Annotated in this window: 19 protein-coding genes; 16 read left to right on the top strand and 3 right to left on the bottom strand. The window is 62.4% G+C overall.

Annotation, left to right across the window (positions count from 1 at the left end; genetic code table 11):
• Positions 1-47 precede the first annotated feature (47 nt).
• From dapC to IGW03_RS04865, 10 genes are all read left to right on the top strand, one after another.
• Positions 48-1,241 carry a succinyldiaminopimelate transaminase gene (dapC, locus tag IGW03_RS04820; protein ID WP_194721392.1) on the top strand — a complete coding sequence of 398 codons (1,194 nt, stop codon included), beginning with the start codon at positions 48-50 and terminating at the stop codon, positions 1,239-1,241.
• Between the two features lie 37 nt (positions 1,242-1,278).
• A complete protein-coding gene (gene dapD, locus IGW03_RS04825) occupies positions 1,279-2,106 on the top strand; it encodes a 2,3,4,5-tetrahydropyridine-2,6-dicarboxylate N-succinyltransferase (protein ID WP_194721393.1) in 828 nt (275 codons plus the stop codon).
• A 129-nt stretch (positions 2,107-2,235) separates the two neighbouring features.
• On the top strand, positions 2,236-3,372 hold the full coding sequence (locus tag IGW03_RS04830; protein ID WP_194721394.1) for a PilT/PilU family type 4a pilus ATPase: 1,137 nt from the start codon (positions 2,236-2,238) through the stop codon (positions 3,370-3,372).
• Positions 3,373-3,376: 4 nt separating this feature from the next.
• Complete coding sequence (locus IGW03_RS04835) at positions 3,377-3,730, top strand: ArsC family reductase (protein WP_194721395.1); 354 nt, start codon at positions 3,377-3,379, stop codon at positions 3,728-3,730.
• Between the two features lie 37 nt (positions 3,731-3,767).
• Positions 3,768-4,895 (top strand): succinyl-diaminopimelate desuccinylase, encoded by a 1,128-nt coding sequence (dapE, locus tag IGW03_RS04840; RefSeq protein WP_194721396.1) that lies wholly within the window; start codon positions 3,768-3,770, stop codon positions 4,893-4,895.
• Positions 4,896-4,973: 78 nt separating this feature from the next.
• Complete coding sequence (gene prmB / locus IGW03_RS04845) at positions 4,974-5,894, top strand: 50S ribosomal protein L3 N(5)-glutamine methyltransferase (protein WP_194721397.1); 921 nt, start codon at positions 4,974-4,976, stop codon at positions 5,892-5,894.
• Positions 5,891-7,870 carry an ATP-binding cassette domain-containing protein gene (locus IGW03_RS04850; protein ID WP_194721398.1) on the top strand — a complete coding sequence of 660 codons (1,980 nt, stop codon included), beginning with the start codon at positions 5,891-5,893 and terminating at the stop codon, positions 7,868-7,870. The genes prmB and IGW03_RS04850 overlap by 4 nt, the downstream gene beginning before the upstream one ends.
• Positions 7,871-8,152: 282 nt before the next feature.
• The gene (locus tag IGW03_RS04855) at positions 8,153-9,241 is read left to right on the top strand and encodes a CaiB/BaiF CoA transferase family protein (protein WP_228535033.1); all 1,089 of its coding nucleotides are present in this window, start codon (positions 8,153-8,155) and stop codon (positions 9,239-9,241) included.
• Positions 9,234-9,848, top strand: coding sequence for a GNAT family N-acetyltransferase (locus IGW03_RS04860; protein ID WP_228535035.1), 615 nt, complete (start codon positions 9,234-9,236; stop codon positions 9,846-9,848). The genes IGW03_RS04855 and IGW03_RS04860 overlap by 8 nt, the downstream gene beginning before the upstream one ends.
• 8 nt (positions 9,849-9,856) lie before the next feature.
• Entirely contained in the window at positions 9,857-10,690 is an 834-nt protein-coding gene (locus IGW03_RS04865) for a Rossmann-like and DUF2520 domain-containing protein (protein WP_194721399.1), read from the top strand.
• Positions 10,691-10,786: 96 nt separating this feature from the next.
• On the opposite strand, the gene IGW03_RS04870 is transcribed toward IGW03_RS04865, so the two are convergent.
• Entirely contained in the window at positions 10,787-11,185 is a 399-nt protein-coding gene (locus IGW03_RS04870; protein WP_194721400.1) for a hypothetical protein, read from the bottom strand.
• A gap of 148 nt (positions 11,186-11,333) precedes the next feature.
• Between IGW03_RS04870 and ompR the strand changes: the two genes are divergently transcribed.
• From ompR to IGW03_RS04885, 3 genes are all read left to right on the top strand, one after another.
• Entirely contained in the window at positions 11,334-12,098 is a 765-nt protein-coding gene (ompR, locus tag IGW03_RS04875; protein ID WP_228535037.1) for an osmolarity response regulator transcription factor OmpR, read from the top strand.
• Between the two features lie 12 nt (positions 12,099-12,110).
• Entirely contained in the window at positions 12,111-13,463 is a 1,353-nt protein-coding gene (locus tag IGW03_RS04880) for an ATP-binding protein (protein ID WP_194721686.1), read from the top strand.
• A gap of 233 nt (positions 13,464-13,696) precedes the next feature.
• Positions 13,697-13,927 carry a hypothetical protein gene (locus tag IGW03_RS04885; RefSeq protein ID WP_194721718.1) on the top strand — a complete coding sequence of 77 codons (231 nt, stop codon included), beginning with the start codon at positions 13,697-13,699 and terminating at the stop codon, positions 13,925-13,927.
• A gap of 113 nt (positions 13,928-14,040) precedes the next feature.
• On the opposite strand, the gene ispF is transcribed toward IGW03_RS04885, so the two are convergent.
• Both ispF and ispD read right to left on the bottom strand, forming a co-directional pair.
• A complete protein-coding gene (gene ispF / locus IGW03_RS04890; RefSeq protein ID WP_194721401.1) occupies positions 14,041-14,529 on the bottom strand; it encodes a 2-C-methyl-D-erythritol 2,4-cyclodiphosphate synthase in 489 nt (162 codons plus the stop codon).
• The gene (gene ispD / locus IGW03_RS04895; protein ID WP_194721402.1) at positions 14,526-15,224 is read right to left on the bottom strand and encodes a 2-C-methyl-D-erythritol 4-phosphate cytidylyltransferase; all 699 of its coding nucleotides are present in this window, start codon (positions 15,222-15,224) and stop codon (positions 14,526-14,528) included. The genes ispF and ispD overlap by 4 nt, the downstream gene beginning before the upstream one ends.
• Positions 15,225-15,389: 165 nt before the next feature.
• Between ispD and mfd the strand changes: the two genes are divergently transcribed.
• The 3 genes from mfd to IGW03_RS04910 all read left to right on the top strand — a co-directional run bounded on the left by mfd (position 15,390) and on the right by IGW03_RS04910 (position 20,223).
• Positions 15,390-18,833, top strand: a complete 3,444-nt coding sequence (gene mfd, locus IGW03_RS04900; RefSeq protein WP_194721403.1) for a transcription-repair coupling factor — start codon at positions 15,390-15,392, stop codon at positions 18,831-18,833.
• A gap of 132 nt (positions 18,834-18,965) precedes the next feature.
• Positions 18,966-19,814, top strand: a complete 849-nt coding sequence (gene serB, locus IGW03_RS04905; RefSeq protein WP_194721404.1) for a phosphoserine phosphatase SerB — start codon at positions 18,966-18,968, stop codon at positions 19,812-19,814.
• A 46-nt stretch (positions 19,815-19,860) separates the two neighbouring features.
• The gene (locus IGW03_RS04910; RefSeq protein ID WP_194721405.1) at positions 19,861-20,223 is read left to right on the top strand and encodes a DUF4870 family protein; all 363 of its coding nucleotides are present in this window, start codon (positions 19,861-19,863) and stop codon (positions 20,221-20,223) included.
• Positions 20,224-20,286 lie beyond the last annotated feature (63 nt).

A 20,286-nucleotide genomic window follows, 5' to 3' on the forward strand; every position in this document is an offset into this window, starting at 1 on the left:
CGGTATAATGCCGCCTTTGCAATCCATTCTCGACCGAGCCCGTCCCCGTGAACCCGCTCTTAACCAAATTACAACCTTATCCGTTTGAAAAGCTGCGCCAGCTGTTTGCCGGTGTCTCCCCCAATGCCGCCTACGCGCCCATCAGCCTGGGCATCGGCGAGCCCAAGCATCCGACGCCCGAATTCATCAAACAGGTGCTGACCGACAACCTGGGCGGTCTGGCAAGCTATCCTTCGACTGCCGGCTCCGAGGCGCTCAGGGCTTCCATTGCAGGATGGCTGGAGCGCCGCTACGGCTTGTCGAAGATCGACCCGGCGACGCAGGTATTGCCGGTCAACGGTTCGCGCGAAGCCCTGTTCGCCCTGGCGCAGACGGTCATCGACCCGACCCGCGATGCGCTGGTGATGTGCCCGAATCCCTTCTACCAGATCTATGAAGGCGCGGCCTACCTGGCGGGAGCTACACCCTACTTCGTCAATTCCGACCCGGCGCGCAATTTCGCGCCCGACTACAAGAGCGTTCCGGCCGACGTCTGGCCCCGCGTGCAGCTGCTGTATCTCTGCTCGCCCGGCAATCCGACCGGCGCGGTGCTGACGCTGGAAGACTGGAAGGAACTGTTCGAACTGTCGGACCGCTACGGCTTCATCATCGCCGCCGACGAATGCTATTCCGAAATCTATTTCAAGCAGGAAGCGCCTCTCGGCGGCCTGGAAGCGGCGCACAAGCTCGGACGCACCGGCTATCCGCGCCTGATCGCCTTCTCCAGTCTGTCCAAGCGCTCCAATGTGCCGGGCATGCGTTCCGGCTTCGTCGCCGGCGATGCCGAGGTGCTCAAGAATTTCCTGCTTTACCGCACCTACCACGGCAGCGCGATGAGCCCAGCCATCCAGTCGGCCTCGGTCGCCGCCTGGAACGACGAAATGCATGTCGAGGAGAACCGCGCCAAATATGTTGCCAAGTTCAACCGGGTCACACCGATGCTGGAGGAGGTGCTGGACGTCGCGCTTCCCGACGCCGGCTTCTATCTCTGGGCCAAGGTGCCCGGCATGTCGGATACCGAATACGCGCGGCGCCTGTATGCCGAATATAATGTGACCGTCCTGCCGGGCAGCTATCTCGCCCGCGAAGCCCACGGCATCAACCCCGGGCAGGGCCGCATCCGGATGGCGCTGGTCGCCGAAGTCGAGGAATGCCTGGAAGCGGCGCAGCGCATCGTCGAATTCACCAAGAAACTTTCCTGATTCACCCACCTTTCAACGTTTTGACAACGTCCTTCACATGACTCAGCAAATTCAACAGATCATCGACCAGGCCTGGGAAAACCGCGCCGACTTCTCGCCCAAATCCGCTCCCGCCGAAGTGCGCGACGCCGTGGCCCATGTCATCGAGCAGCTCAACCAGGGCACGCTGCGCGTTGCGCAGAAAGACAGCGGCGCCTGGGTCGTGAACCAGTGGATCAAGAAAGCCGTGCTGCTGTCCTTCCGCCTGGAAGACAACGTGCCGATGCCGGCCGGCGGCAGCATGCAGTTCTACGACAAGGTGCCCACCAAGTTCGCCAACTACACCGCCGAAGACTTTGCCAAGGGCGGCTTCCGCGTGGTGCCGCCGGCCGTCGCCCGCCGCGGCAGCTTCATCGGCAAGAACGTCGTGCTGATGCCGTCCTACGTCAACATCGGCGCCTATGTCGATGAAGGCACCATGGTCGATACCTGGGCCACCGTCGGCTCCTGCGCGCAGATCGGCAAGAACGTGCACCTGTCCGGCGGCGTCGGCATCGGCGGCGTGCTGGAGCCGATGCAGGCCAACCCCACCATCATCGAAGACAACTGCTTCATCGGCGCGCGCTCCGAGATCGTCGAAGGCGTGATCGTCGAGGAAAACTCGGTGATTTCCATGGGCGTGTACATCGGCCAGTCGACCAAGATCTATGACCGCGCCACCGGCGAAGTCAGCTACGGCCGCATTCCGGCGGGCTCCGTCGTCGTCTCGGGCAGCCTGCCTTCGGCCGACGGCAAGTACAGCCTGTACTGCGCGGTGATCGTCAAGCGCGTCGATGCAAAGACCCGCGCCAAGACCGGCATCAACGAGCTGCTGCGCGACGCCTGATACCCGGCGCATACCGCAGCTTCGCACTGCCTTTGCGCGCCGGAGCGACTCCGGCGTGCAAAGTGAATCAAGCGAATCAACCGTGGCATTCGCCCGGCAATCCCGCAAGCAATGACGCAGGAGAACACGATGGCGATGGACCGCCTGTTCCAGCTGATGAAGGACAAGAAGGCATCGGACCTGTTCATGAGCGTGAACTCGCCGATCCAGGTCAAGATCAATGGCAGCCTGGTGCCGGTGAACCAGCAGAAGATGGACAACGCGACGATCAAGGCCCTGCTGGCCGAGGTCGTCAGCGCCGCCCAGCTGCATGAACTCGATACCCGCAACGAGCTGAACATGGGCATCCCGGTGCCTGGGGTCGGCAGCTTCCGCCTGTCCGCGTTCCGCCAGCGCGGTTCGGTCTCCGCCGTGATCCGCTATATCCCCGGCGACATTCCCCGCCTCGCCGACCTCAACGTGCCGCCCATACTCGCGGACGTCATCATGGAAAAGCGCGGCCTGGTCCTGGTGGTCGGCGCCACCGGCTCCGGCAAATCGACCACGATCGCCGCCATGCTGGACCATCGCAACATCAACAGGACCGGCCACATCCTGACGCTGGAAGACCCGATCGAATTCCTGTTCACCAGCAAGAAATCCATCGTCAACCAGCGCGAAATCGGCACCGATGCGGAAAGCCTGCAGGTCGCCCTGAAGAATGCGCTGCGCCAGGCGCCCGACTGCATCCTCATCGGCGAAATCCGCGACAAGGACACCATGGCCAATGCCATCGCCTATGCGCAGTCCGGCCATCTTGTCGTCGCCACCTTGCATGCGAACAACAGCTACCAGGCGCTGACCCGCATCATCAACTTCTATCCGCTGGAAAACCGGCCCTCGCTGCTGCCCGACTTGGCGGCGACCATCAAGGCGGTGATTTCCCAGCGCCTGATCGTGGCCAAGGACGGCGGCCGGCGCGCCGCGGTGGAGGTCATGCTCAATACCCGTCATATCGCCGAACTGATCGAGCAAGGCGAAATCGGCCAGATCAAGGACGCGATCGAGAAGAGCATGGCGCCCGGCTCGCAGACCTTTGAACAGGCCCTGCTGCGCCTCATCGAAGACGATGTGGTCACGCAGGACGAAGCATTGGCCAACGCCGACTCGGCCACCAATCTCTACTGGCTGATCAACAATTCCAAGGGCGGCAAGGCGCCCGAACCCGTGCCGGAGCCGAAGAAAGACGACGGCCCGACATTCACCGAATTCACACTCAACGTCTGACTTGATGGCAATTACTCTTTACGGCATTCCCAACTGCGATACGGTCAAGAAGGCCCGCACCTGGCTCGACGAGCAAGGCATTGCGCATACCTTCCACGACTTCAAGAAAGCCGGCCTGAGCGCCGGCACCGTCGATTCCTGGCTGAAGCATGTGCCGTGGGAGACGCTGGTCAACCGCAAGGGAACCACCTGGCGCGGCCTGTCCGACGAGCGCAAGGCGTCCATCGTCGACGCCGCCAGTGCGAAGGCGCTGATGCTGGAGACGACCTCGGTCATCAAGCGCCCGGTGCTGGTCGACGGCAGCAGTGCGCACGTCGGTTTCTCCGATGCGGCCTACCGGCAAATTTTCGGCAAGTGATGGACATGAGCGGCATGCGCATGATGAGCAACTTGCAATGAGCAGGACTCTCGCACTGGCGGAAAAACTGATCGCCCTGTCTTCCGTAACGCCGGATGACAATGGCTGCCAGCGCCGCATCGCCGACCTGCTGGCGCCGCTGGGCTTCGAATGCGAACGCATCGAATCCGGCGGCGTGACCAACCTGTGGGCGCGGAAGGGCACCGCCCAGCCCCTGCTCGTCTTCGCCGGCCATACCGACGTGGTTCCCACCGGCCCGCTGGAGCAATGGACATCGCCGCCGTTCCAGCCGACCCGCCGCGACGGCAGGCTCTATGGCCGGGGCGCCGCGGACATGAAAACCTCGATCGCCGCCATGGTCGTGGCCGCCGAGGAATTCATTCACGAACACCCGTATCACAAGGGCTCCATCGGCTTTCTGATCACCAGCGACGAGGAAGGCCCGGCCACGGACGGCACGCTCGTCGTCTGCGAAAGGCTGAAAGAGCGAGGCGAACAGCTCGATTACTGCATCGTCGGCGAACCCACATCTACCGAGCAGCTCGGCGACGTCATCAAGAACGGCCGCCGCGGTTCCCTGTCCGGCCGGCTCACCATCAAGGGGGTGCAGGGCCATATCGCCTATCCGCAGCTGGCAAGAAACCCCATCCATCTGATGGCCCCTGCCCTGGCTGAGCTGGCCGCAGAGAAATGGGACGAAGGCAACGAATACTACCTTCCCACTTCCTGGCAGGTCTCGAACATCCATGGCGGCACCGGCGCACTCAACGTCATTCCCGGCACGGTCGTCATTGATTTCAATTTCAGGTTTTCCACCGCGAGCACGATAGAAGGCTTGCAGCAGCGCGTCCATGAAATCCTGAACAAGTACGATTTCGGCTACGACATCAAGTGGACCATCGGCGGCCGGCCTTTCCTGACACCGCGCGGCAACCTGAGCGATGCGCTGATGCAAGCCATCAAGCGCGAAACCGGCATCGATGCAGATCTGTCCACTACGGGCGGCACCTCGGACGGTCGTTTCATCGCGGAAATCTGCCCGCAGGTTATCGAATTCGGGCCGTCGAATGAAAGCATTCACAAGATCGACGAAAATGTGGAATTGCGCCATATCGATCCGCTGAAAAACATCTACCGACGAACTCTCGAAAACCTGCTGCTGTAACTTGCCCATACCTCACCGCCGCACATGCATGCCGGTGGCGGAAACAGTGCACAGCGCTCCCAACGATTTCATTCATCAATGACACCAGACAACTTCACCACCATCCGCGACCTGCTGCGCCACGCGGTCTCCCGCTTCAACGGCGCCAAGCTGTTTTTCGGGCATGGCAGCGTCAACGCTTTCGACGAAGCGGCTTACCTGATTCTGCACACGCTGAACCTGCCGCTCGACAAGCTTGAGCCCTTCTACGACGCCAGGCTGCTGCCGGAAGAAGTCCGGTCGGTGCTGAACGTGATCGAGCGCCGCGTGGGCGAACGCGTGCCTGCGGCCTACCTCACCAATGAAGCCTGGCTTGGCGACTATCGCTTCTATGTCGATGAACGCGTGATCGTACCGCGGTCTTTCATCGCCGAACTGATTCCCGAGCAGTTCTCACCCTGGGTCGAGGATGCGGACAGCGTGGAAAACATCCTGGAACTCTGCACCGGCTCGGGCTGCCTGCCTATCATGATGGCCGATGCGTTTCCGGCCGCGCATATCGATGCAGTCGACATTTCGCCAGACGCGCTTGCCGTCGCGCGCCGCAACGTCGACGAATACCAGCTGCAGGACCGCATCAGCCTGTTCGAATCCGACCTGTACGACAAGCTGACGAAAAAGAAATACGACCTGATCATCACCAATCCGCCCTATGTGAACGCGGGTTCGATGAGCAAGCTGCCGCCGGAATACCTGCGCGAGCCGCAGATCGCCCTGGCCGGAGGCGATGACGGCATGGACCTGGTGCGCCGCATCGTCGCAGGCGCCGCCGAACGTCTGACCAAGAAAGGCATCCTGATGGTCGAGATCGGCAACGAGCGGGCTTTCGCCGAAGCCGCCTTTCCCGACCTTGAACTGACCTGGGTCTCCACCAGCGCGGGCGACGACACGGTTTTCCTGCTGCATGCCGACCAGCTGGCCGGCAGCGCCAAGACGACGAAGAGCACCAAGACGCGATGATACGATTTCAGCAAGTCAGCCTGACGCGGGGCATCAAGCCGCTGCTTGAAGATGTCGACGTGACCCTCAATCCGGGCGACAAGATCGGCCTCATCGGGGCCAACGGCGCCGGCAAATCCAGCCTGTTCGCCATGCTGCGTGGCGAGCTGCATCCCGATCTCGGGGAAGTCGATTTCCCGACCAAGTGGCGCATGGCCTATGTCGCGCAGGAGACGCCTGCGCTCGACCGCCCCGCACTGGAATACGCAATCGACGGCGATGCCCATCTGCGCCGGCTCGAAACCGAACTGGCGGCGCTTGAACAGGCGCCGGAAAGTGCCGGCAACGGCCACCGCATCGCCGAACTGCATGCGGCGCTCGCGGATGCCGACGCCTATACGGTACGGTCGAGGGCCGAGCAGCTGCTCACCGGCCTCGGCTTCTCCAACGACCAGATGCAGCAGCCGGTGGCCAGCTTTTCTGGCGGCTGGCGCATGCGTCTGAACCTCGCGCAGGCCCTGATGTGCCCGTCCGACCTGCTGCTGCTCGACGAACCGACCAACCACCTCGACCTCGATGCGATCATCTGGCTGGAAGACTGGCTCAAGCGCTATGAGGGCACGCTGATCATCATTTCCCACGACCGTGATTTCCTGGACGGCGTGGTCAATGTGATCGTGCACATCGACAACCTCAAGCTCAAGCGCTATTCCGGCAATTATTCGGCCTTCGAACGCCAGCGCGCCGCGCAGATGGCGCTGACCCAGGCCGCCGCCGACAAGCAGGCCCGCCAGCGCGCCCATCTCCAGTCCTTCATCGACCGCTTCAAGGCCAAGGCGACCAAGGCCCGGCAGGCGCAGAGCCGGATGAAGATGCTGGCCAAGATGGAAGAAATCGCGCCACTGCGGGCGGCGGCGGAATTCTCGTTCGAGTTCCGCGAACCGCTCAATGCGCCGAATCCGCTCCTGGTCATGGAAGACGTGGCGGCCGGCTACCGGATCGAGCAGGGCGATGCCACCGTCGACAAGACCATCATTTCGCGCATCAACTTCTCGCTGCAGAACGGCCAGCGCATCGGCCTGCTCGGGGTCAACGGCGCGGGCAAATCCACGATGGTCAAGACCATCGCCGGCGAGATTGCGCCGCTTGCCGGCGACACGCGTCTCGGCAAGGGGCTGTCGATCGGCTACTTTGCCCAGCACCAGGTAGAAATGCTGCGGCATGACGAATCGCCGCTGTGGCATCTTGCAAAAATTGCACCGACCACGCGGGAGCAGGAACTGCGCAACTTCCTCGGCGGCTTCAATTTCGGCGGCGAGATGGTGACGAGCAAGATCGCGCCATTCTCCGGCGGCGAGAAGGCGCGACTGGCGCTGGCCCTCATCGTTTGGCAGCGCCCCAACCTGCTGCTGCTCGACGAACCGACCAACCACCTCGACCTGGAAACCCGGGAAGCCCTCACCATGGCCCTGGCCCAGTTCGAAGGCACGCTGGTGCTGGTTTCCCACGACCGCCATCTGCTGCGCGCCACGACCGATCAGTTCATGATCGTCGCCGACGGCAAGCTGCAGCCCTTCGACGGCGACCTTGACGATTACAAGGACTGGCTGTTCAAGACCAAGCTGGGCAAGGCCGAAGTACAGCTGCCTTCGTCGAACGGCAAGGCTGCGGAGGATGCTCCGGCCACCACCGCATCCGAATCGCGCGAGGAAAGGCAGGAACGCCGCCGCCAGGAAGCCGAGGAGCGCCAGCGCCTGTCGGCCCTGAAAAAGCCGATCGAATCCCGCATCAAGCGGCTCGACGAACAAATGGCCAAATCCAATGCACGCAAGTCCGAGATCGACGCCAAGCTGGCCGATCCGGCCATTTACGAGGACGCAAACAAGGAAGCCCTGAAGCAGCTTATCCTTGACCAGGCCTATGTTGCCAAGGAACTGGAACAGCTCGAAACCGAATGGCTGGAGCAGCAGGAAGCGCTGGAGCAACTGACTGCCTGAGGTGGGAGTAACCAGGCAGGACAACAAAAATTGCAGGACGCGTCTTGTCTTCCCCCTTCTCCCGCAGACGGGGCGCGGAGCGAGGGTTGAGGATGAGAAGGTTTGCCAAGACCGATCTTCGTCATAATCCCCCTTACCCCAACCCTCTCTCGCCTGCGGGAGAGGGAGCAAAATATAGACGCACCGGGGTTTGCCAGAAAATTTCTGCCGCCCAGCTTGGGGCAGCGCAACGAAGCCGGTGCAAGTGCTACGGCACCGTTCCACAACACGAAGGAGGCATGCTTGACTCAACCGATCGACAAGCCGCTGCAAGGCATACGTGTACTGGACCTGACGCGCCTGCTTCCCGGGCCGGTGGCCACCATGCATCTGGCGGACATGGGCGCGGAGGTGATCAAGATCGAGGACCCGGGGCCCGGCGACTATGCGCGCACCATGGGCCATGTCGGCAACGAGGTGTCGCAGTTCTTCATCGCGGTCAACCGGGGCAAACGCGAGATGCGGCTCGACCTGAAGGACGCTGCGCAGCGCGACACCTTCCTGAAGATGGTCGAACAGGCCGATGTGGTGGTCGAAAGCTTCCGCCCCGGCGTCATGGACAGGCTGGGCGTAGGCTGGGAAGCGCTCAAGGCACGCAATCCCAAGTTGGTCATGTGTGCGATTTCCGGCTACGGCAAGGACGGCCCCCATGCACAGCTGGCCGGGCACGACATCAACTACATCGGCCTGGCCGGCATGCTGGAACAGAATGTCGGGCCGGACGGTACGCCGGCGCTGGGCAACCTGCAGGTCGGCGACCTGCTGGGCGGCGCGCAAGCCGCCGTGCAAGGCATACTCGCGGCGCTGCTCGGCGTCAGAAACGGCGGCCCGGGACGTTTCATCGACGTGTCGATGACCGACGCGGTATTTGCCCACAACATCATGCCGCTGGTCGCCGTCAACAATTTCGGCAAGCCGGCCCAGCCGGGACGCGACCTGCTGACGGGCGGCGTCCCCTGCTACAACGTCTACCGCACCAGCGACGGCCGCCACATGGCGGTCGGCGCGCTCGAACTGAAGTTCTGGCAGGCCTGCTGCGATGTGCTCGGCCGCCCCGAGCTGAAGGAGCAACACTGGAGCCTCGGCCAGGAAGTCGGCGGCGCGGAGGCGATGCATGTCAAGGCAGAGCTGGACCAGCTCTTCGCAACCGAAACCCTGGCGGTCTGGAACGAGCGTTTCGCGCAGGCCGACTGCTGCGTGACGCCGATCCTGCGGGCCGATGAAGCCCTCGCCCATCCGCTCATGCAGGCGCGCGGCATGGTGCGCAAGCAGCAGCATCCGACCGAAGGCGACTATTGGGCGACGGGCCCGGCGGTGAAATTCCATGAATGACTCCGCAGGTTCCCGCAGCTCCAGCCAGCGTCACGGCATGCTGTCGACCTTTCCGGAGCTGCATACCGCCCGCCTGCGGCTGAGGGAAATCAGGCCGACGGATAATGAGGCGCTTTACGCCATCCATTCCGATGCCGAATGGATGCGCTGGTACGGCGTCGATCCCCTGGTCGATCCTTCGCAGGCAAGCCAGCTGGCCAATCTTTTTGCGGGCTGGTTCCATGCGGGGACCGGCTTCCGATGGGCGCTGGAACGCCGCAGCGATCACCGGCTGATCGGCACCTGCGGCCTCTTCCGCTGGAACCGCAGCTGGCGCAACTGCGTGATCGGCTATGAAATTGCGCGCTTCTGCCAGCGGCAGGGATACATGCGCGAGGCGCTGGAAGCGATTCTGGAGTTCGGCTTTTCCGAGATGCATTTGCATCGCATACAGGCCGAAACCCATCCCGACAATCATCCATCGATCGCGCTGGCGGAGCGCATGGGATTCCGCTTCGAGGGCGTTCACCGCGAACAGGCCTATTGGGGCGGCCGCTTCCATGATCTCAACTGCTATTCCATACTGGAACAGGACTGGCGGCAGCGGAACGACTTGCAGGAAGGCTGACGAAGACCATGCACCCTTGCCCTACTCTCAATATCGTCGGCTGCGGCAAGGTCGGCATGACGCTTGGAAAACTCTGGTCGGAGGCCGGCGTGTTTGCGATCGAGCAGGTCATGAACCGCTCCGCCACCAGCAGTACGCAGGCAACGGCATTCATCGGCACGGGTACTGCGGCAGCATCGATTGAGGATCTGCGTCCCGCCGATGTCTGGTTGATTGGTACGCCCGACGACGACATCGGAAGCAGTTGCGATGCACTCGCCAAAGCTGGCCTATTTGCACAAGGGAATCTCGTCTTCCACTGCAGCGGTGCCCTGCCTTCCGCCGCTTTGCAGGCCGCTGCAGCCGCCGGCGCCGCCACGGGAAGCGCGCATCCGATCCGAAGCTTTGCCGACCCGGCCCAAGTCGCGGCCAGTTTCGGCGGCACCTACTGCGGAATCGAGGGTGATCCTTCGGCCGTGGAGAAGCTGAGCGCGGCGATGTCCGCAGTCGGCGGCATCGCGGTGCCCATCGATGCCGCCTTCAAGACCGTCTATCATGCCGCCGCCGTCTTCGCGTCAAATTACTTGGTCACGCTGCTGGATACGGCGCAGCAGGCGTACGTCAAGGCAGGCATCCCTGAAGACACCGCCCTGCAGCTGATGATGCCGCTGGTAAGGGGGACAGTCGAGAATGTCTTTCGCCTGGGACCGACGGACGCGCTGACCGGTCCGATCGCGCGCGGCGACATTGGTACGGCCGTCCGGCAGTACCGTGCAGTCAATGCCTGGAACGAGGGCTATGGAGCGCTGTACAAGCAGTTCGGGAAACTGACCGCGGATATTGCGGCCAGGCGGCGGAAATGAACGGGCAGTAAGCGCTGTCCCGGCAAGAACGCAGCAGACCGGATGTCCGGCTAATTGCAACAATCGCAAGGCCGGCCGCCTGCCCGAAGCGTGAATTCAGCGCTTGGGCGCGTAGATGTCGTGCCCCACTTCGTCGATCTGGCGGCGCAGCGCCTTGCGCTCCTCGGGGCTCATGCGGCCCTGGCGCCGCGCATTGTCTGCCGTCTGGCTGGCCTGATTGTCGGGCTGGCCGCCGTAGCCGCTGCTATCCTGTCCGGGATAAGCGCGGCTTTCACGGCGATCTGACTGCGACGGCATCTGCAGCTGTTGCTGTCCACGCTCGAGATAGATATTCTGCACTTGGAATGCGCGCACCGCATCGCGGCTCGATCGCCCATAGCCACCCACATCGGCAAGGGCGCTGGCCGAACCGACTGATAACAGAATGGAAATAACGAGTTGGTCGAGGTGCATTGTTTTACGCGCTTTCTCATCGTTGCCGGTGGCCTCGTGCATGAAGGGATATACTTCAGCCCACGACAATGATCCCAGTGTATGCTTCATTCCCGGAAGCGATAACCAGCATGGAGTAAAGTTTGTAACACTTTGTAATGGCTTGCGAATCAGCCATAACTCCTTGATTTTCTGAAGTTACCATAGCGCCATGAACACGACAAATATGACAACCAACGGGCCCGGCCACACCTCCGGCCATCAGGGGAAAATCCTTGTCGTCGACGACGACCTCCGCCTGCGCGATCTGCTGCGGCGGTATCTGGCGGAACAAGGATTCAACGTGGTCACGGCCGAGAATGCGCAGGCGATGAACAAGTTATGGATACGGGAGCGCTACGACCTCCTGGTCCTCGACCTGATGCTGCCCGGCGAGGACGGCCTGTCGATCTGCCGCCGCTTGCGTGGCGCCGGCGACCAGACGCCGATCATCATGCTGACGGCCAAGGGCGAAGACGTGGACCGTATCGTCGGACTCGAAATGGGCGCCGACGACTACCTGCCGAAACCCTTCAACCCGCGCGAACTGGTCGCCCGCATCAACGCGGTCCTGCGCCGCAAGGGCCCCGATGAAATCCCGGGCGCTCCTTCCGAAACCCCGCAGACCTTCCAGTTCGGCGACTTCATTCTCGATCTGGGCACGCGTACCCTCAAGAAGAACGGCGAATCGATCTCGCTGACCACCGGCGAATTCTCGGTGCTCAAGGTGTTTGCCCGCCATGCGCGCCAGCCGCTGTCGCGGGAAAAACTGATGGAGCTGGCACGCGGCCGCGAGTACGAGGTCTTCGACCGCAGCCTCGATGTCCAGATCTCCCGCCTGAGAAAACTGATCGAGCCGGACCCGTCCAACCCGATCTACATCCAGACCGTATGGGGCCTCGGCTACGTCTTCATCCCTGAAGGCCAACCGCGCTGATACGCAATCTTGATCCCGCTTATCGGCAACCGTCTCGGCTGGCTTAACAGCGGCCTTTTCTGGCGAACCTTCTTCCTGCTTGCTTTCCTTATTGCGGCAAGCATCATGGCGTGGGTCGCCAGTTTCCGCATCGTCGAGCGGACGCCGCGCGCCCAGCAGATGGCCGCGCAGGTGATTTCCATCGTCACCATCACGCGCGCCGCCCTCACCCATTCGGCGCCGGACTTGCGGCGGGAACTGCTTTTCGACCTCGCCAGCAACGAAGGTATCCGCATCTATCCTCTCGAACGTTCCGACGTGGTGGAACCGCCGCCGGACAGCGGCCTGATGCCGGTGCTCGAATCGACCGTCAAGGGCCGTCTCGGTCAGGACACGAAGTTCGCAGGGCGCGTCAATGACGTCGGCGGCTTCTGGGTCAGCTTCAAGATCGATGACGATCAATACTGGCTGCGCCTCGACCGCGAACGCATCGAGGGCGTGTCGAGCATCCAGTGGCTGGGCCTGGCGACCACTACGCTTGTGCTCTCACTGCTGGGCGCGGTCTTCATCTCGCGTCTCATCAACTTGCCGCTGGCCCGTATCACGACCGCCACCCGGCGCATCGCCAAGGGGCAGACGCCGGACCCGCTTCCCGAGAAAGGGCCGGCCGAAATCCGCGAGGCCAATCGCAGCTTCAACCAGATGGTCGCCGACCTGGCTCGGGTGGAATCCGATCGCGCCGTGATCCTGGCTGGCATCTCGCACGACCTGCGCACCCCGCTGGCGCGCATGCAGCTTGAGGTCGAAATGGCAGGGCTCGACGACGATGCGCGCAGGGGCATGCAGTCTGATTTGTCACAGATGGACGAAATCATCGGCCAGTTCCTCGAATTCGCGAAACCCTCCGACAAGGTGCAGGCGGCCAGCGTCGACCTGACGGCGCTCATGAGCGAGTGCGCGCATGAAGCCGCACGCCTGCCGGATGTGCGCATCACCTCGAACATCGCCGACAACGTTAACGTCTTCGGCAATGCCACCGACTTGCGCCGCGTGATCAACAACCTGATCGAGAATGCGCGCCGCTACGGCAAGACGCCCGACTCCGGCGAAACGGCAATCGACATCGCTTGCAAGACACAGGGCAACCAGGCAATCGTCGAGATCGCGGACAGCGGGCCGGGCGTTCCGGAGTCGGAAATCGAACGCCTGCTGCGCCCGTTCACACGGCTCGATACCGCGCGCGGCCAAGCCAACGGCGCAGGCCTTGGCCTGGCCATCGTCGAGCGCATCGTCAAGCGCCATCACGGTTCGCTGAAGCTGAGCAACATTCCCACGGGCGGGCTGCGCATCCGGATCTCGATTCCTGTGACGGGGACGCTGGGCTGACGCGCTCCAAGGTGCCATGCGTTTTGCACCTGCGCACCTGGCACCGTTCGCCGCTTCAACCAAGGCATTTCACTGCAGCAATGCCGACAGGCAAGTGCTGAACTTCCCCTTTGCCCCTCAATCTACATTGTCAAGCTGTCATTTGACGGTTGACATTTCAACGGCGCATTGCCATCTGCTTGGCATTCGGCCGTCTCGCTTGATTCTCGGTTCACAGAACAGGAGGCTACTACATGAGTACATCGACTTCCGGCGGCAATGCCGCGGGGACAGGTACACGGACAGGAGCGCCGGGCGCTGGAGAAGACCATCTCAAGCCCGGTGACGAAGCCATGGCAGGAACGCCGGGAACCGGGGAAGACCTGTGTCCCGATTGCAGCGGCAGCGGCAAGAAGAAGGATGGAGCCGAATGCCCGACCTGCGAGGGAACGGGCCGCATCACGCAGGGAATCGGCGGCGGCTGACTTGAGAGCGCAGCCTAGCATCGGCGCGCAGCCTCTTATCAAGGTTTATCAAGTCTTGCCGCATTGCTGCGGAACCGTCTTCGCTTCTGCGCAAGACCGGCCCGCAGCGTCCGTCATTTCCTGTACAGGAGAACGATGGCCTCGGCGGCAATGCCCTCTTCGCGCCCGAGATAGCCCAGCTTCTCATTGGTCTTCGCCTTGACGTTTACCTGGCCGGGTTCGATGCCGAGATCAATGGCGATATGCTCGACCATGCGTGCGATATGCGGTGCCATTTTCGGCGCCTGCGCAATGACGGTCGCATCCACGTTGCCGACGAGGTAGCCCGCTTCGGCCACGCGCCGGCCGGCTTCCTTCAGCAGCGCTCTTGAATCGGCTCCCTTGAAACGTGCATCGGTATCGGGAAAATGGCGGCCGATGTCGCCAAGCCCGGCGGCGCCGAACAAGGCATCCGTCACCGCATGCAGCAGCACGTCGGCATCGGAATGGCCGAGCAGGCCGGTAACATGCGGGATGTCGACGCCGCCGATGATCAGCTTGCGTCCCGGCACAAGCGCATGACAATCGTAGCCCTGGCCGATACGGTACGGAGGCAGGTTCATGAGTTTCCTTTCAAATGCAATTCGGCAAGAGCGACATCGTGCGGCAGCGTGACCTTGAAGTTGCGCGGACTGCCTTCGATGAGCCGGGGGCGCAGACCCAGGGCCTCCACCGCGCTGGCTTCGTCGGTTACTGCTGCCGCCTGCTCCAGCGCGCGCCGCAGCAGCGCATAGCGAAACATCTGCGGCGTCTGCGCCGCCCACAGGGCTTCGCGCGCCACGGTCCGCTCGGCCCGGCCCTCGGCATCGCCGCGCTTGAGCGTATCCACCACCGGCAGCGCGAGCAGGCCGCCGATCTCATCGTCGTGAAGCGCAGATACCAGGCGTTCAATCAGTTCGCCGGTCAGGCCGGGCCGCGCAGCATCATGCACCAGTATCCAGTCTTCGTCCTTCGCCTGTTCCCGCATTGCATGCAGCCCGTTCAGCACCGACTGGTGGCGCGTCTCGCCGCCGTTGAACAGCACAGTCACCCGTTTATCCGGAAGGCTGGCCGAGGCCAGCGCATCGCGAATGTAGCCGTCGTCGGCGCTCACCACCACAAACGTATGCTCGATGAGCGGGCTTTCGGCAAAGGTGTCGAGCACATGCATCAGCATGGGCTTGCCGGCAAGAGACAGGTATTGCTTGGGACAGGCTGCTCCCATGCGTGCGCCGATGCCGGCGGCGGGGATCAAGGCGAAGTGGCGGGATGGATTCATCAATGAAGCGGCGAATGAAGCGAGCGACCCCAGGCAGGCGCCGGGTATGTCCTCGGAAAGGCCTGAGTAAATGGCTTGGTTTATAATCTCGGCATATTTTCTCACAGTCGAAGTTTGCCGAATGAAGCCGGTGAACTTGCCCGGCCTTCCAGATGTCCTCCGCTGATGTCGTTCGATCTCAAAAAATCCCTGCCCAAGCCTGGCAATCGCTTTGCCCTCCCAGCCACCCACGGTTCCGCTGACGCCTACGCGCTCGCCCAAGCGGCCATCACGCTCAAGGCCCAGCAGCGGATGCTGGCCGTAGTGGTTGCCAATGCCTCCGATGCCCAGCGGCTGCTGGCGGAGATCCCCTGGTTCGGCGGCACCGGCGCGCAGCTGCGCTGCCATCTTCTGCCCGACTGGGAAACGCTTCCCTATGACGCGTTTTCCCCGCACCAGGACCTGGTTTCCGAGCGTCTTGCGACCCTGCATGAGATCCATACCGGGCAGTGCGACGTCCTGATCGTGCCGGCGACCACGGCCCTGCTGCGCATGGCGCCGCCCTCCTTTCTCGCGGCCTACACCTTCTTCTTCAAGAAAGGTGAACACCTTGACGAAACGCGCCTCAAGACCCAGCTCACGCTGGCCGGCTACACGCATGTGACGCAGGTGATGTCGCCCGGCGAATACTCGGTGCGCGGCGGCCTGATCGACCTGTTCCCGATGGGCTCGGCCCTGCCTTACCGCCTCGACCTGTTCGGCGACACCATCGAAACCATCCGCACCTTCGATGCCGATACCCAGCGCTCGCTCTACCCGGTGCCGGAAGTGCGGCTGCTGCCGGGGCGGGAATTTCCGATGGACGAAGCGGCGCGCACCGCGTTCCGAAGCCGCTGGCGCGAGGAGTTCGAAGGCGACCCGTCGAAATCGTCGATCTACAAGGACATCGGCAACGGCATCGCCTCGGCCGGCATCGAATACTATCTGCCGCTCTTCTTCGAGGAGACGGCGACGCTGTTCCAGTACGTACCCGAGCACACCATGTTCGCGCTGGTGGGCGATATCGAAGCATCGATCAAACGCTTCTGGAGCGACACCCAGTCACGCTACAAATTCCTCAAGGCCGACCGCGAGCGTCCGCTGCTTGCGCCCGAGCGCCTGTTCCTGACCGACCAGGACTTCTTCATCCTTGCCAAGCCCTACGGGCGCTGGAACATACAGACCGACGATGCGCCTTCGGAAATCTCGGCGCCGATTCCCAATATCACCGTCAACCGCCGTGCCGACGATCCGCTGGTGAACCTGCGTTCCTACCTGCTGCAAACCGACAAGCGGGTGATGATCTGCGCCGACTCCAACGGCCGGCGCGAAACGCTGCAGCAGTATTTCAACGAATTCGAACTCGACCCGGTACCTGTCGAAAGCTTCGAAGAGTTCGCAGGTTCTGCGGTCAAGCTGGCGCTCGGCGTGGCGCCGCTACATGCCGGCTTCGAGCTGAATGCGGAGCTCGGCGGCCTGGTGTTCATTACCGAAACCGAACTGTATGCGGGCAGCGGCCGCCGTGCCGGTCGCAGGAAGCAGGAAGCCGTCACGCAGGTCGAGTACATGGTGCGCGACCTGTCGGAGCTGAAAGTCGGCGATCCGGTCGTGCATGTCAGCCATGGCATCGGCCGCTACATGGGACTGATCAGCATGGATCTCGGCGAAGGCGAAACCGAGTTCCTGCATCTCGAATATGCGAAGGACACCAAGCTGTACGTACCGGTGTCGCAGCTGCATGTGATCTCACGCTACTCCGGCGCATCCCCCGACGAGGCGCCATTGCATGTGCTCGGCTCCGGCCAGTGGGAAAAGGCGAAGAAGAAGGCCGCCCAGCAGATCCGCGACACGGCAGCCGAACTGCTCAACCTGTATGCGCGCCGCGCGGCGCGCCAGGGCCACGCCTTCCAGTATTCCGCGCGTGACTATGAAGCCTTCGCGGAAAGCTTCGGCTTCGAGGAAACGCCCGACCAGAGCGCGGCCATCAATGCGGTCATCACCGACATGACCAGCGGCAAGCCGATGGACCGCCTGATCTGCGGCGACGTCGGCTTCGGCAAGACGGAAGTCGCGCTGCGCGCCGCCTTCGTCGCTGTCATGGGCGGCAAGCAGGTGGCCATTCTTGCACCCACCACGCTGCTGGCCGAACAGCATGCGCAAACCTTCGCCGACCGCTTCGCCGACTGGCCGGTGAAGATCGCCGAGCTGTCGCGCTTCCGCACGAGCAAGGAAGTCACGCAGGCGATCAAAGGCATGGGCGAAGGTACGGTCGACATCGTGATCGGCACGCACAAGCTGCTGTCGGGTGACGTGAAGTTCGCCCGCCTCGGCCTGGTAATCATCGACGAGGAGCACCGTTTCGGCGTGCGCCAGAAGGAGGCGCTCAAAGCCCTGCGCGCCGAAGTCGACGTGCTGACCCTGACCGCGACGCCGATCCCGCGTACGCTCGGCATGGCGCTGGAGGGCCTGCGCGACTTCTCCGTGATTGCCACGGCGCCGCAGAAGCGGCTCGCCATCAAGACCTTCGTGCGCAGCGAAGACGATTCCGTGATCCGCGAAGCCTGCCTGCGCGAATTGAAGCGCGGCGGCCAGGTGTACTTCCTGCACAACGAGGTAGAGACCATCCTCAACCGCAAGGCGATGCTTGAAGGCCTGCTGCCGGAAGCGCGCATCGCGGTCGCGCACGGCCAGATGCATGAGCGCGACCTGGAAAAGGTCATGCGCGATTTCGTCACGCAGCGCTACAACATCCTGCTGTGCACGACCATCATCGAAACCGGCATCGACGTGCCGACGGCCAACACCATCATCATGCACCGTGCCGACAAGTTCGGTCTCGCGCAGCTGCATCAGCTGCGCGGCCGCGTCGGCCGTTCCCACCACCAGGCCTATGCCTACCTGCTTGTGCATGACGTGCAGGGCCTGACCAAGCAGGCGCAGCGCCGGCTCGAAGCCATCCAGCAGATGGAAGAACTTGGCAGCGGCTTCTACCTCGCGATGCATGACCTGGAGATCCGCGGCGCTGGCGAAGTGCTTGGCGAAAACCAATCCGGCGAAATGCAGGAAATCGGCTTCCAGCTGTATTCCGACATGCTCAACGAAGCTGTCCGCTCCCTCAAGAACGGCAAGGAGCCGGACCTGGCCGCGCCGCTGTCATCGACCACGGAAATCAACCTGCATGTACCGGCCCTGCTGCCGCAGGACTACTGCGGCGACGTGCATGAACGCCTGTCGCTGTACAAGCGCCTTGCCAACTGCCAAAGCTCGCATGCCATCGATGAATTGCAGGAAGAGCTGATCGATCGCTTCGGCAAGATGCCTGATGCCGCCAAGGCGCTGATCGAGACGCATCGCCTGCGCATTGCCGCCATGCCGGTGGGAATTGTTAAAATCGATGCCCATGCGGAATCCGCCGTCCTGCAGTTCCAGCCGAATCCGCCGATCGATGCGATGCGGATCATCGAACTGGTGCAGAAGAACCGGCATGTGAAACTGAACGGCCAGGACAAGCTGCGTATCACCGCGAACATGCCCGACCTGAGCGCGCGCGTGTCGCAGGTGAAGGCGACGATACGGTCGCTGGCGGGATGAAGCTGATTCATATGCAAGAGCCGTGCGGTTTTCTCCCCGCGCATTCATCAACCAACTTGACTCTTTGACGCAAACAGGGCTGCGGAACGCCGTGAACCGCGGCATTCCCCGCCCTCCTGCTGCACCATCACAATGACAACGAATCTCATACTGCAAGGCTTGACAACCCAGCGTTCCGACATCGACCGTATGGCCGCCCTCGCCGGCGGACGTCGCATCGTTGCATTGGCCGACCACGCGTACCGTGTGGAAGACGTGCAGTTTTCCGAAGCGATCAAGGCAAGCATCGACCAGGAATGCTTCGGCGCGAAGCTCGACTATGCATTCACTCCGGCAGCCCGCCGCCTTGCCGATTTCGGCCTGGTTGCGATGGACATGGATTCGACGCTGATCACCATCGAATGCATTGACGAGATCGCCGACATGCAGGGCCTCAAGCCGCAAGTGGCCGAGATCACCGAAGCCGCGATGCGCGGCGAAATCGAGTTTCGCGAGAGCCTGACGCGGCGCGTCGCGCTGCTCAAGGGACTGGAAGCCTCGGCCCTGCAGCGCGTCTACGACGAACGCCTCAAATTGTCGCCGGGTGCCGAGCGCATGCTGGGAGTCGTCAAGGCCGCCGGGCTGAAGACCCTGCTGGTGTCCGGCGGCTTCACCTTCTTCACGGACCGCATGAAAACCCGGCTCGACCTGGATTACACGCATTCCAACGTGCTGGAGGTCGTCGACGGCAAGCTGACCGGCCGCGTGGTGGGCGGCATCGTCGATGCCGACGAGAAAATGCATACCGTGGAGCGGGTCTGCGCCGAACTCGGCATTTCCACACGGAAGGCCATTGTCATGGGCGACGGCGCCAATGACTTGAAGATGATGGGCATTTCCGGGATGTCGGTCGCCTTCCGCGCCAAGCCGGTGGTACGTGCGCAGGCGGACGTGGCCTTGAATTTTGTGGGATTGGACGGAATCTTATCGTTGTTTGAGTGATCTTTTATTAAGACTGCTCATTGAATGGCCCACCACGGAGGAATTAATGGCCCAGGAACTGGTTCTTGACAGCAAGTTGCAATCCACCAAAAGCCTCGCCTGGTGGCTGTATATCCTTCATGGCGTCAGCTTTCTGTTTTCGCTCGGCGCCTTTTCATGGATTCCGCTGATCATCAACTACATCAAGAAGGATGATGCGGCCGGCACCTTCGTGGAAAGCCATCACCGGTGGCAGATCCGTTCGTTCTGGTGGTATCTGTTCTGGATGGTGGTGGGCGGCATCCTGTTCATGACCGTGATCGGCATTCCCTTCGCCTGGCTGATCTGGACCGCCGCCTGGGTCTGGAAGGCCTATCGACTGATCAAGGGTGTGCTGGACCTGAACGACAACAAGGCAATGAAAATCTAATCCTTGCCCGTTCTCGCGGACGCCACGTCTGTTCCTGGCGCCCGCTTGTCTCACCCATACCAG

The sequence above is a fragment of the Noviherbaspirillum malthae genome (assembly GCF_015352985.1).
GTDB lineage: Bacteria > Pseudomonadota > Gammaproteobacteria > Burkholderiales > Burkholderiaceae_D > Noviherbaspirillum > Noviherbaspirillum malthae.